Consider the following 11,611-nt stretch of genomic DNA (forward strand, 5'->3'; position numbering starts at 1 on the left):
CTGCGCCCGGAGCGCCCGGGGACGGACGCGGACGCCCCCGCGCCGGCGGTAGTTTGGCGGTATGCCCAGCCCGACCGGTGACCACCGGACCCCCCTCGACCCGCGCTCCGCCTGCGACCCGCTGGCCGGCATCGAGGCCGTCAGCCAGGCCCTGCTCGCGATGAGCCGGCACCTGGAGGTCCGCGAGGTGCTGCGCCGCATCACCGCCTCCGCCCGCGACCTGCTCGGCGCCGAGTACGCGGCCCTCGGCGTGCCCGACGACCACGGCGGCTTCGCCCAGTTCGTGGTCGACGGCATCACCGACGAGCAGTGGCGCGCCATCGGCCCGCTGCCCCGCCAGCACGGCGTGCTCGCCGAACTGCTGCACGAGACCGGCCCCACCCGCCTCACCGACGTCCGCAAGGCCCCCGCCTTCGAGGGCTGGCCCGAAGCCCACCCCGAGATGGACGCCTTCCTCGGCATGCCGATCCTCGACACCGAGGCCGGCGAGGACGAACCCCGGGTGACGGGCGTCATCTTCCTCGCCAACAAGCGCGGCGGCGGCCTGTTCACCGACCACGACGAGGAACTGCTGCGGATCCTCGCCGCGCACGCCTCCCTCGCCCTCACCAACGCCCGGCTGTACGAACGCAGCCGCGAACTCACCCTGGCCGGCGAGCGCGCCCGGATCGCCCACGACCTGCACGACGCCGTCTCGCAGAAGCTGTTCTCGCTGCGGCTGACCGCCAAGGCCGCCGCCAAGCTCGTCGACCGCGACCCGGCCCGGGCCCGCGCCGAACTCGAGGAGGTCGCCCGGCTCGCCGCCGAGGCCGCCGACGAACTGCGCGCCGTGGTGGTCGAACTGCGCCCCGCCGCCCTGGAGGAGGACGGGCTGAGCGCCACCCTCGCCTCCCAGGTGCAGGTCCTCGACCGCGCCCACACCGCCGACCTCGCCTTCGCCGCCGACGGCGTCCGCGCCCTGCCGCCCGCTCAGGAGGCCGCGCTGCTGCGGGTCGCCCAGGAGGCGCTGCACAACGCGCTGCGCCACTCCGGCGCCGGCCGGGTCACCGTCACCCTGGCGGGCACCCCCGCCCGCGGCGCCGTGCTGCGGGTGCGCGACGACGGCCGGGGCTTCGACCCCGAGTCCGTCCGCCGGGCCGGTCGCCACCTCGGCCTGGCCTCGATGCGCGACCGCGCGGCCGCCGTCGGCGGCACGCTCACCCTGGAGTCCGCCCCCGGCAAGGGGACGCTCGTCGAGATGGAGGTCCCCGGTGCCTGAGAGCACGCCGTCGATCCGCGTCCTGCTGGTCGACGACCACCAGGTGGTCCGCCGCGGGCTGCGCACCTTCCTGGAGGTCCAGGACGACATCGAGGTGGTCGGGGAGGCCGCCGACGGGGCCGAGGGCGTCGAACGCGCCCGCGAACTCGACCCGGACGTCGTCCTGATGGACCTCAAGATGCCCGGCGTCGACGGCATCGAGGCGCTGCGCACCCTCAAGGACGGCGGCAGCCGGGCCCGGATCCTGATCGTCACCAGCTTCACCGAGCACCGCACCATGGTCCCCGCGCTGCGGGCCGGCGCCGCCGGCTACGTCTACAAGGACGTGGACCCGGAGGCGCTGGCCGGGGCGATCCGCTCGGTGCACGCCGGCCACGTGCTGCTCCAGCCCGAACTGGCCGAGGCGCTGCTCGCCGACGACGGCCCGCGCGCCCCGCAGGGCCGCGGCGGCACCCTCACCGAGCGCGAGCGCGAGGTGCTCGGCCACATCGCCGACGGCCGCTCCAACCGGGAGATCGCCCGCAGCCTGCACCTGTCGGAGAAGACGGTGAAGACCCACGTCTCCAACATCCTGATGAAGCTGGACCTCGCCGACCGCACCCAGGCCGCGCTGTGGGCCGTCCGCAACGGCGAGGCCCGGGCCTGAGGCCCCCGCCGGCGGTCGGCCCTCCGTCAGTGGTCCTCGCGCTCGTCCACCAGGGCGTTGTAGGCGGCGACCTGGGCCCGCCGCGCGGTGCGCCGCAGCGGGGCCAGCACCGACTGCCGGGCGGCCATCTCGGAGGCGCTCACGGCCGCGCCGTGGCCGCCCGAGGCGATCGCCAGCAGGGCGGACACCTGGCGGGCCGACTCCAGCACCCGGACGGCGCGCGGCGGGTAGCCAGGGGCCAGCAGCTCGGCGTGGCCGCGCCGGCGGTACGCCTCCAGGGCGCGCAGCGCCTCCGGGCCCGCGCCCGCCACGTCCAGCCTGGTCAGCAGGACGGTCGCCTCGCGCAGCCCGTCCGTCAGCTCGCGCTCGGCCTCGTGCAGCGAGGGCACGTCGGCGGGCGGGGCGTCGCCGACCTCGGCGCAGCGCCACAGCACGGTCGCCGAGCGGTCGCCCTCCGGGCCGAACACCGTGATCTCCGGCACCAGCCCGAGCGGTGCGCCCACCGCGAGCACGGCCTCGCCGGCCGCCATGGCGCGCTCGTTGAACGCCGCCGGGCCGGTCAGGCCCAGCGGGTGCCCGGCCGAGGGCAGCGCAAGCCGCAGGCCCGTCACGCCCAGCACCCGCAGCCGCCCCAACGCCCAGGTCAGCGCGTGCTGCTCGCCCGGCGCGTCCCCGGGCAGGTCGGCCACCCGGTGGCCCTCGTCGGTGCCGAGCACGGCCTCGGCGGCGTCGTCCGGTGCCACCAGGCCGCTCAGCAGAGCGTTGCCCCAGGCGGTCAGCCGCCCCGAACGGGGCTCTTCGTACGGATTGTCGGCAGGAGTCACGAGCATCCGGCCAGCCTACGGAATCGGCGGTCATCCGCGTGGCGTAGGTTTGCCCATGCGCGTGCGGCGCACCCATCCCGTGCCCACCGGCTGCCGGGGTCGGTCCGCCGCCCGCACCGACGGCCGACATTTGTGTATTTGGGGAAGGCGTGGGCATGAGCGACGTGCTGGAGCTGGTGGACGTATCCGTGGTCCGGGAGGGTCGCGCGCTGGTCGACCAGGTCTCGTGGTCCATCTCCGAGGGTGAGCGCTGGGTCATCCTGGGCCCGAACGGCGCCGGCAAGACCACCCTGCTGCAGATCGCCTCCTCGTACCTCTTCCCGACCTCGGGCAAGGTCTCGGTGCTGGGCGAGAAGCTGGGCGAGATCGACGTCTTCGAGCTGCGCTCCCGGATCGGCCTGGCCGGCGCCTCGATGTTCGACAAGCTGCCGGCCGAGCAGACCGTGCTGCAGACCGTGCTCACCGCGGCCTACGGCATGACGGTCAGCTGGCAGGAGTCCTACGAGCAGTCCGACGAGGGCCGCGCCCTCGCCCTGCTCGACCGGATGGGCATGGCCGCCCTGACCGGCCGCAAGTTCGGCACCCTCTCCGAGGGCGAGCGCAAGCGCACCCTGATCGCCCGTGCCCTGATGACCGACCCCGAGCTGCTGCTGCTCGACGAGCCGGCGGCCGGCCTGGACCTCGGCGGTCGGGAGGACCTGGTCCGCCGGCTCGGCGCGCTGGCCCAGGACGAGTTCGCGCCGGCCATGGCGATGGTCACCCACCACGTCGAGGAGATCGCCCCCGGCTTCACCCACGTGCTGATGATCCGTCGGGGCAAGGTGCTCACGGCCGGCCCGATCGACACCGAGCTGACCGCCCGCAACCTCTCCAAGTGCTTCGGCCTGCCGCTCACCCTGGAGCGCCACGGCGACCGCTGGTCGGCGCAGGGTCTGCCGCTGGGCTGACCCCGCGTCCGTCCGACTTCCGCGCGGGCCCTCGGAAACCGGTCGCACGGGCGACCGGTTTCCGCCCCTCGACCTGCGGGAACTGTCCGCCTCGAAGGCCCTTCGCTCCCTAGGATGGTCGCGTGGACAGCTGGATCTGGTGGCTCCTGGCCGCCGCAGCACTCGGCATACCGCTGGTGCTCACCGCGATGCCGGAGTTCGCCATGTTCGCGGTCGGCGCGCTCGCGGCCGCCGGGGCGGCCGGGCTGGGCGCGGGGGCGGTCCTCCAGACCGTGACCTTCCTGGTGGTCTCGGTCGCGCTGGTGGCCTTCGTCCGCCCGATCGCCTACCGGCAGCTGCAGAAGGGCCCGCAGGTCAAGATGGGCATCGAGGCGCTCCAGGGCGCCACCGCGGTCGTCGCGGAAACCGTCGACGGGGAGGGCGGTCGGATCAAGCTCAACGGTGAGATCTGGTCGGCCCGCGCGCTCCACCCGGACCAGGTCTACCAGCCCGGGCAGCAGGTCGACGTCGTCGAAATCCAGGGCGCGACCGCCCTGGTCGTCTAGGGGAGAGTCCGTGGAACCCGTCCTTATCGTTTTGGTCGTCCTGGTCGTGGTGGCCTTCATCGCGCTGATCAAGACGATCCAGGTCATCCCGCAGGCCAGCGCCGCGATCGTGGAGCGCTTCGGCCGCTACACCCGGACGCTCAACGCAGGGCTGAACATCGTCGTGCCGTTCATCGACCGGGTCCGCAACCGGATCGACCTGCGCGAGCAGGTCGTCCCGTTCCCGCCCCAGCCGGTGATCACCCAGGACAACCTGGTCGTCAACATCGACACCGTCATCTACTACCAGGTCACCGACCCCCGGGCCGCCACCTACGAGGTCGCCAGCTACATTCAGGCCATCGAGCAGCTGACCGTCACCACGCTGCGCAACATCATCGGCTCGATGGACCTGGAGTCCACCCTGACCTCGCGCGAGGTCATCAACGCCGGTCTGCGCGGCGTGCTGGACGAGGCCACCGGCAAGTGGGGCATCCGGGTCAACCGCGTCGAGCTCAAGGCGATCGAGCCGCCGACCTCCATCCAGGACTCGATGGAGAAGCAGATGCGCGCCGACCGTGACAAGCGCGCCGCGATCCTCACCGCCGAGGGCCAGCGCCAGGCGCAGATCCTCAAGGCCGAGGGTGAGAAGCAGGCGGACGTGCTCCGGGCCGAGGGTGAGGCGCAGGCCGCGGTGCTGCGCGCCGACGGTGAGGCGGCCGCGATCCGGACGGTCTTCGAGGCCATCCACGACGGCGACGCCGACCAGAAGCTGCTCGCCTACCAGTACCTGCAGACCCTGCCCGAGCTGGCCAAGGGCGACTCCAACAAGCTCTGGATCATCCCCAGCGAGGTCGGCGACGCGCTCAAGGGCCTCGGCGGTGCCTTCACCGGCCTGGCCGGCAACGGCGGCGGCGCCAACGGCGGCGCGGTGGCCGCGCCGAGCGTCCCCCAGGCGCCCCCGGCGGCGGCCCAGGTGCCGCTCGACCCGGCGGCCGGGCCGCGGCCGGTGGACGTCGAGAAGGGTGCCGCCCGGCCCCGGGTGGACCCGGCGCGGGAGTACCGCAAGATCGACCCGGAGTGATCGGACCGGAGTGATCGGACCGGAGTGATCGAACCGGTCTTCCGGTCGGGGCCCGCTGCCTGCTGGTGGCGGGCCCCGCTGTCGCTCCGGTCCGCGCTCGTGTGGTGCCCGGGTGGTGTGGCGTACGTCCCGAATGGTGGTCGGGCCTGGTCGGGCGGGTGTGCCGTCCGGCATGATCCCCTCGGACAGGACCACGAGGAGGGGTGACCCATGACGCTCTGGGAGGCGATCGCCGTCCTGGTGGCCGGTGTCGGCGCCGGGATGATCAACGTGATCGTCGGCTCCGGCACCCTGATCACCTTCCCGGTCCTGCTCGCGGTCGGCATCCCGCCGGTGACCGCCAACGTCTCCAACTCCTTCGGCCTGGTGCCCGGTTCGCTCAGCGGCGTGTTCGGCTACCGCCGCGAACTGGCCGGCCAGGGCCGCCGGCTGTGCCGGATGGGCACCGCCTCGCTGCTCGGCGGGCTGCTCGGCGCGCTGCTGCTGACCAAACTGCCCAGCGGCGCCTTCGACGCGATCGTCCCCGCGCTGATCCTGCTCGCCCTCGTCCTGGTGGTGGTCCAGCCCAGGGTGGCCAAGGCCGTCGCGGCCCGACGGCGCGCCGACGGCGATCCGGACGGCGGCCCGGCGCTGCTGGCCGGGGTGTTCCTCACCGGCATCTACGGCGGCTACTTCGGCGCGGCCCAGGGCGTCCTGCTGATGGCGCTGATGGGCATGCTGCTCCAGGAGGAGCTGCAGCGGATCAACGCGGTGAAGAACGCGCTGGCGCTGATCGTCAACGGGGTCGCCGCCCTGTTCTTCCTGTTCACCGCGACGGTGAACTGGACGGCCGCCGGGCTGATCGCGGCGGGCTCGCTGGTCGGCGGCCTGATCGGCGCCAAGGTCGGCCGCCGCCTCCCGCCGGCCGCGCTGCGCGGGGTCATCGTGGTGGTCGGGCTCGCGGCCGTCACCAAGCTGCTGCTGAGCTGAGTTGACCGGGCCTCGGACGGCCGTGGGATCGTACGGCCGACCGAACCGTCGTACCTGAACCGGAGAGTGTGCCATGGCCCTGGAGATGCGCGAGATCTGTGAGCGCTGTGAGGTGTCGCTGACCGCCGACGGCCCCGCCTCGATATGTTCCTTCGAGTGCACCTTCTGCGCCGACTGCACCGAGGCCATGGCCGCCAACTGCCCCAACTGCGGCGGCGAACTGGTGGTCCGTCCGCGTCGGAAGGCCGCCTGACCGGCACCCCGCCCGACCGGCACCCCGCCGGCACGACCGACGACCCCCGGAGCGCACCGATGAGCAGCAGGGCCCGACTGAGCGAGGACGAGATCGTGGCGGCCCTGGCGGCCGTGCCGCTGTGGCGCCGGGACGGCGGCAGCATCGTCCGCAGCGCCGACGCCCCCGACTTCCCGGCCGCAGTCCGGGTGGTCGTCGCCGTCGCCGAGCAGGCCGAGGCGCTCGACCACCACCCCGACATCGACATCCGCTGGCGCACCCTGCGCTTCGTGCTGTCCACGCACAGCGCCGGCGGCCTCACCGGCCTGGACTTCACCCTCGCCGCCCGGATCGACGAGGCCCTGCGCGCGGAGTCCGCGGCCTGAGAGCCCGCTCCGCCTTGCTCGGCCTTGCTCCGTCCCGTCCGGTCCCGCGCCGCCCCCTCTTGCGCCGAGGGCCCGGGCGGCCGGCCGGGGCGGGCGTGAGATGCTGACTGCCGCAATCGGCAGGCAGCGGGGGCAGGGAGGGACGGAACGGTGGCGCAGGAGCCCTTCGGAGACCCCCACGCCCAGCAGCAGCAGCCGTGGTACCCCCAGGGCCCGCAGCAGGACTGGCCGGGATACCACGACCCGCAGCAGCAGGCGCAGTGGCAGCAGCCGGAGCCGCACGGGCAGTGGCCGCAGGCGCCGCACCACGAGCAGCAGGGCGGTCACTGGCAGCCCGCGTACGACCAGCAGGGCGGCTACGGGCAGACCGGCTACGTCGAGGGCTGGTACGCCCAGGGGCAGCCGTACCAGCCGTACCAGCAGTCGCAGCCGGGCTATCCGGAGCACTCGGAGTACCCCGGGAACCCGGGGTACGGGCAGCAGCAGCCGTACGCCGCCGAGCCGCAGGACCGGCCGGTGGCGGACGGGCTGTACGTCCCGGCGGGGGCGGAGTACTCGGCCGACGGGTACGTGCGGTTGGAGGAATCCCCGGAGCCCCCGGCGGAGCCGGCGGCCGCCGTGGGGGAGACCGGTGACCAGGCCGCCGCGCCTGCGGCGCCTGCCGAGCCCGCCGAGCCCGCTGCGCGCTCGCGCGCGGGGCGGCGCGGTGACGGCGGTTCCGCCTCTCCCACCGCCTCCTCGCTCGTGGACAAGGTCCGGTCGGCCGTGCTGACCGGGGAGCACGTGCCCAGCCGCCGGGCCCTGCTGGTGCGGGCCGGCGCCGGGGTGGCCGCGCTCGGCGTGCTGATAACCGCCGCGCTGACGGTCGGCGCCGAGGGCGGTGGCAGTGCGGCCGCGAGCAGCGGAGGCGAGCCCGGGTTCGCGGTGGCGCACACCAAGGCCTGGTCCGCGCAGCCCGTCGCCGCCGCGCAGCCCGCGGGCGACGACACGCTGGTCGGCAGCTGGCTGCTGGCCGACGCGGTGGTCCGCGCCGACGGCTCCGGCGTGCACGCCTACGACCGGACGGCGGGCAAGCCGACCTGGTCGGTCGAGCCCCCGGCGGCCGGGGCCGTCCCGTGCGGACTGTCGGCGGGCGTGAACCAGGCCGGGCTGGGCGCCGCCCTGTTCCGGCCGCAGGCCGACCCGAAGAGCCCCTGCACGCTGGTCGCCGCCGTGGACACCAAGACCGGCAAGACCGCCTGGACCAAGACCCTCTCGGACGCCAAGGGCGCCTACTCGGCGCGGATCGGCGTCACCGAGGACCTGGTGATCGCGGTCGGCGACGACCGGGCGGTGGCCTGGGCGTCGGGCGACGGGAAGGACGTCTGGCAGTACACCGGCCAGGGCAAGTTCTGCACCCTGTCCGGCGGCGTCACCGGCAAGACCGTGCTGGTCGCCTCCACCTGCGCCGACTCCACGCCCGCCGACCAGGCCGTCTCGCTGAACGCGGCGGACGGCAAGGTCGGCTGGTGGCGGGGCCTGAACAACCAGCCGAAGACCGTCACCGTCCTCTCCGCCGAACCCGCCGTGGTGCTCACCACGGGCGCGAAGCCCGAGGACGACCGGGTGTTCGCCTGGGGCTCGGCAGGCGACCCGGCCGCCGAGATCCCGGTGGTCACCGACGGCGGCCGGCTGGCCGTCACCCATGGGACGTTTTCGGCCACCCCTGAGGTCTTCTTCGAGGGCCGCACGATGGTGGCCGCGATGACCCCGGCGAACCCGGGCGGGCCGGTGTCCGCCGTCGGCTACGACCTGGACACGGGCAAGCAGCGCTGGAAGGCGCCGACCACCGCCAAGGGCACCGCCCGGGCTGTCGGCATCGACGGCGGCTCGCTGGTGCTGGCCGCCGACGAGCGCCGCGACCAGCCCGCCCGCCTCGGCCGCTTCCCGCTGGCGGGCGGCCAGGAGGCGGTCGGCGGCAACTTCCCGTCCGGCACCGGCTCGCTGCTGCTCTCCGGGCGGGTGCTGATCGGTGGCGGGCAGGTGGTCGTGGTGCCCGAGCACGCGGCCAACTACGGAACGGCCTCGGGCTTCCAGGCGAAGGGCTGAGCCCCGGGACCCGGCCGTGTGGGTGGCCGGGCCGTGTGGTTGGCCGGGCCGTCGCTAGGCCGCCGTGACCGGCTGCCCCGGTACGGCCGGCAGCCAGTCGGCGAGCTCCCGGGCCTCCGAGCCGCGCAGACCCAGCGCCAGCATCAGGGTGGCCTGCGGCGTCGGGACGAACGGGCGCCGGAGCAGCTTCATCCCGGCCTGCTCGGGTGTCCGGTCGGCCTTGCGCTGGTTGTCCTCGGCGCACGCGGCCACGGTGTTCAGCCAACTGTCCTCGCCACCGCGCGACTTGGGGTGGAGGTGGTCCACCGTGGTGGCCCGGTGCCCGCAGTACGCGCACAGGTGCTGGTCCCTGGCCAGGACTCCCCGCCGCGACCACGGGGCCTGTTGTCGGAACGGCACCCTCACGTACCTCTGCAGTCTGATCACCCGGGGCACCGGAACGATCACGCCCGTACCCCGGATCGAGCGCAACGGATGCGCCTGCTCCACCACCGCCTTGTCCTGGAGCACCAGGACGACGGCGCGCTGGAGCGACACCGTCGTCAGGGGCTCGTAGCTCGCGTTCAGAACCAGCGTGTTGCGCACTGGGCACACCCTTCCCACGGGCGTGCCACGGCGGCACGACCGTCTCCACACACGTCACTGCCGCCGCGCGGCGGTGAAACCACTCTGAATGGGCCCACAGCCGACTAACAACGGAATTTCCGGTATCGGGGAGGGACCCGGGGGAGGGACCCCGGCGGAGGGACCCCGGCCGAATCGGGGCGGGACCCCGGCCGACCGGCCCGGTGCCTCGGGGGAAACTCGCTGGCCGGAACCGCGTAGGCTCTATCAGGCTGGAGTCGTACCGACCCGGAGCCCGACCGAACCGAACCGGGCCGACAACGGGCGGACGCCCGATCGAAGGAGAAGCGTGACCGTGACGGACATCGTCGACGAGCTGCGGTGGCGTGGGCTGATCGCCCTGTCCACCGACGAGGACGCACTGCGCAAGGCGTTCGCGGACGGCCCGGTCACGTTCTATTGCGGCTTCGACCCGACGGCCCCCAGCCTGCACCTCGGCAACCTCGTGCAGATCCTCACCATGCGCCGCATCCAGCAGGCGGGGAACCTCCCGCTCGGCCTGGTCGGTGGCGCCACCGGCCTGATCGGCGACCCGAAGCCCACCGCCGAGCGCGTGCTCAACGACCCCGAGACGGTGGCCGGCTGGGTCGAGCGCCTGCGCGGCCAGATCTCGCGCTTCCTCGACTTCGAGGGCCCGTACGCGGCGCGCATGGTCAACAACCTGGACTGGACCTCCGGGATGTCGGCGATCAGCCTGCTTCGCGACGTCGGCAAGTACTTCCGGGTCAACAACATGATCGCCAAGGAGGCCGTCGCCCGACGGCTCAACTCCGACGCGGGCATCAGCTACACCGAGTTCAGCTACCAGATCCTCCAGGGCATGGACTTCCTGGAGCTGAACCGCCGCTACGGCTGCACCCTGCAGACCGGCGGTAGCGACCAGTGGGGCAACCTGACCGCCGGCACGGACCTGATCCGCAAGGCCGAAGGCAAGTCCGTGCACGCGCTGGCCACGCCGCTGATCGTCAAGGCCGACGGCACCAAGTTCGGCAAGACCGAGTCCGGCACGGTCTGGCTCGACCCCGAGCTGACCACCCCGTACGCGTTCTACCAGTTCTGGCTGAACGCGGACGACCGGGACGTCTCCAACTTCCTGCGGATCTTCAGCTTCCGCTCGAAGGAGGAGATCGAGGAGCTGGAGCGCGAGACCTCCGAGCGCCCCGCCGCCCGTCTCGCCCAGCGCGCTCTCGCCGAGGAGCTCACCACGCTGGTGCACGGCGCCGAGCAGTACGAGCGCGCGGTCGCCGCGTCCAAGGCCCTGTTCGGGCAGGGCGACCTGGCCGACCTGGAGGCCCCGACCCTGGCCGCGGCCCTCGCCGAGGTCCCGAAGGCCGAGGTCACCGAACTCCAGCCGATCGTCGACCTGTTGGTCGCCGTCGGCCTGGCGCCGAGCCGCTCGGCCGCCCGCCGGACGGTCAAGGAGGGCGGTGCCTACCTCAACAACGTCAAGGTGACGGACGAGGAGGCAGTGCCGACCGAGGCCGACCTGCTGCACGGGCGCTGGCTTGTGCTGCGCCGCGGCAAGCGGAACCTGGCGGCGGCGGAGCTGGTGCCGGCGTCGGCGGCGGCCGGTTCGGTTGACTCGGCTGGTTCGGCCGAGTGAGCGAATGACTGAAAACCGACGCCGCTGAGCTGCGGCTTCGATGATCGAGGGCGGGATCCAGCCGGATCCCGCCCTCGACGTTTGACGATGCCCTCCAGGTGGCCTAGTGTTGAACGAGTCGCTGGAGCGGCCACCCCACTCAGCAAGACCCACTCTCACACTTCGAAGCCCATTCGGTTGGGTTCGTCGGCGTATCCGTCGACAGGGTGTGAGCGTGAATTTCGAGTCACTCTTGAAATGCGCTAAAGTGGTGGTCGTCGCGAAAAGCGGCCCGACCAGTTCGGAAAATCGGATGAATGAAACTCCGGAAAACGGAGCGGAAAGCGTCTGGTAAGCTGGAAACACGAAAGAACGAAGCGCCCGGAGGGCCCGCTGGAAGGCGGTCCGAAGGAAGCGTCCGTTCCTTGAGAACTCAACAGCGTGCCA

Annotated in this window: 12 protein-coding genes; 10 read left to right on the forward strand and 2 right to left on the reverse strand. The window is 73.1% G+C overall.

All coding sequences use genetic code 11. From position 1 onward, the window contains the following. Positions 1 to 160: 160 nt before the first annotated feature. Both AB0F71_RS30895 and AB0F71_RS30900 read left to right on the forward strand, forming a co-directional pair. Positions 161 to 1,258, forward strand: coding sequence for a GAF domain-containing sensor histidine kinase (locus tag AB0F71_RS30895; RefSeq protein WP_360241248.1), 1,098 nt, complete (start codon positions 161 to 163; stop codon positions 1,256 to 1,258). Continuing rightward, on the forward strand, positions 1,251 to 1,904 hold the full coding sequence (locus tag AB0F71_RS30900) for a response regulator transcription factor (protein ID WP_360241205.1): 654 nt from the start codon (positions 1,251 to 1,253) through the stop codon (positions 1,902 to 1,904). The genes AB0F71_RS30895 and AB0F71_RS30900 overlap by 8 nt, the downstream gene beginning before the upstream one ends. A 26-nt stretch (positions 1,905 to 1,930) precedes the next feature. Here AB0F71_RS30900 and AB0F71_RS30905 read toward each other — a convergent pair whose 3' ends face one another. Continuing rightward, positions 1,931 to 2,734 (reverse strand): hypothetical protein, encoded by an 804-nt coding sequence (locus AB0F71_RS30905; RefSeq protein WP_360241208.1) that lies wholly within the window; start codon positions 2,732 to 2,734, stop codon positions 1,931 to 1,933. Positions 2,735 to 2,883: 149 nt separating this feature from the next. Between AB0F71_RS30905 and AB0F71_RS30910 the strand changes: the two genes are divergently transcribed. The 7 genes from AB0F71_RS30910 to AB0F71_RS30940 all read left to right on the forward strand — a co-directional run bounded on the left by AB0F71_RS30910 (position 2,884) and on the right by AB0F71_RS30940 (position 8,958). After that, complete coding sequence (locus AB0F71_RS30910; RefSeq protein WP_360241211.1) at positions 2,884 to 3,675, forward strand: ABC transporter ATP-binding protein; 792 nt, start codon at positions 2,884 to 2,886, stop codon at positions 3,673 to 3,675. Between the two features lie 122 nt (positions 3,676 to 3,797). Further along, positions 3,798 to 4,220: an NfeD family protein gene (locus tag AB0F71_RS30915; RefSeq protein WP_360241214.1), complete on the forward strand. Its 423-nt coding sequence runs from the start codon at positions 3,798 to 3,800 to the stop codon at positions 4,218 to 4,220. A 10-nt stretch (positions 4,221 to 4,230) separates the two neighbouring features. Then, positions 4,231 to 5,283 (forward strand): SPFH domain-containing protein, encoded by a 1,053-nt coding sequence (locus tag AB0F71_RS30920; RefSeq protein WP_360241217.1) that lies wholly within the window; start codon positions 4,231 to 4,233, stop codon positions 5,281 to 5,283. A gap of 210 nt (positions 5,284 to 5,493) precedes the next feature. Continuing rightward, a complete protein-coding gene (locus AB0F71_RS30925) occupies positions 5,494 to 6,252 on the forward strand; it encodes a sulfite exporter TauE/SafE family protein (protein ID WP_360241220.1) in 759 nt (252 codons plus the stop codon). 73 nt (positions 6,253 to 6,325) lie between these two features. After that, positions 6,326 to 6,505 carry a DUF1272 domain-containing protein gene (locus tag AB0F71_RS30930; RefSeq protein ID WP_360241223.1) on the forward strand — a complete coding sequence of 60 codons (180 nt, stop codon included), beginning with the start codon at positions 6,326 to 6,328 and terminating at the stop codon, positions 6,503 to 6,505. Between the two features lie 59 nt (positions 6,506 to 6,564). After that, positions 6,565 to 6,870, forward strand: a complete 306-nt coding sequence (locus tag AB0F71_RS30935) for a 4a-hydroxytetrahydrobiopterin dehydratase (protein ID WP_360241226.1) — start codon at positions 6,565 to 6,567, stop codon at positions 6,868 to 6,870. Between the two features lie 150 nt (positions 6,871 to 7,020). Further along, the gene (locus tag AB0F71_RS30940) at positions 7,021 to 8,958 is read left to right on the forward strand and encodes a PQQ-binding-like beta-propeller repeat protein (RefSeq protein ID WP_360241229.1); all 1,938 of its coding nucleotides are present in this window, start codon (positions 7,021 to 7,023) and stop codon (positions 8,956 to 8,958) included. A gap of 54 nt (positions 8,959 to 9,012) precedes the next feature. Here AB0F71_RS30940 and AB0F71_RS30945 read toward each other — a convergent pair whose 3' ends face one another. Beyond that, positions 9,013 to 9,543 carry an HNH endonuclease gene (locus AB0F71_RS30945; protein WP_360241232.1) on the reverse strand — a complete coding sequence of 177 codons (531 nt, stop codon included), beginning with the start codon at positions 9,541 to 9,543 and terminating at the stop codon, positions 9,013 to 9,015. A 334-nt stretch (positions 9,544 to 9,877) separates the two neighbouring features. On the opposite strand from AB0F71_RS30945, the gene tyrS reads away from it, so the two are divergent. Continuing rightward, positions 9,878 to 11,185 carry a tyrosine--tRNA ligase gene (tyrS, locus tag AB0F71_RS30950; RefSeq protein WP_360241251.1) on the forward strand — a complete coding sequence of 436 codons (1,308 nt, stop codon included), beginning with the start codon at positions 9,878 to 9,880 and terminating at the stop codon, positions 11,183 to 11,185. Positions 11,186 to 11,611: the final 426 nt, after the last annotated feature.

Origin of the sequence: Kitasatospora sp. NPDC028055 (genome assembly GCF_040637885.1) — a bacterium.
Taxonomy (GTDB): domain Bacteria; phylum Actinomycetota; class Actinomycetes; order Streptomycetales; family Streptomycetaceae; genus Kitasatospora.

What these genes read in the sequence shown, in the direction of transcription:
- AB0F71_RS30935 (WP_360241226.1), top strand. Translation starts at nt 6,565, where the DNA reads ATGAGCAGCAGGGCCCGACTGAGCGAGGACGAGATCGTGGCGGCCCTG.
- AB0F71_RS30930 (WP_360241223.1), top strand. Translation starts at nt 6,326, where the DNA reads ATGGCCCTGGAGATGCGCGAGATCTGTGAGCGCTGTGAGGTGTCGCTG.
- AB0F71_RS30925 (WP_360241220.1), top strand. Translation starts at nt 5,494, where the DNA reads ATGACGCTCTGGGAGGCGATCGCCGTCCTGGTGGCCGGTGTCGGCGCC.
- AB0F71_RS30895 (WP_360241248.1), top strand. Translation starts at nt 161, where the DNA reads ATGAGCCGGCACCTGGAGGTCCGCGAGGTGCTGCGCCGCATCACCGCC.
- AB0F71_RS30905 (WP_360241208.1), bottom strand. Translation starts at nt 2,734, where the DNA reads ATGCTCGTGACTCCTGCCGACAATCCGTACGAAGAGCCCCGTTCGGGG.
- AB0F71_RS30910 (WP_360241211.1), top strand. Translation starts at nt 2,884, where the DNA reads ATGAGCGACGTGCTGGAGCTGGTGGACGTATCCGTGGTCCGGGAGGGT.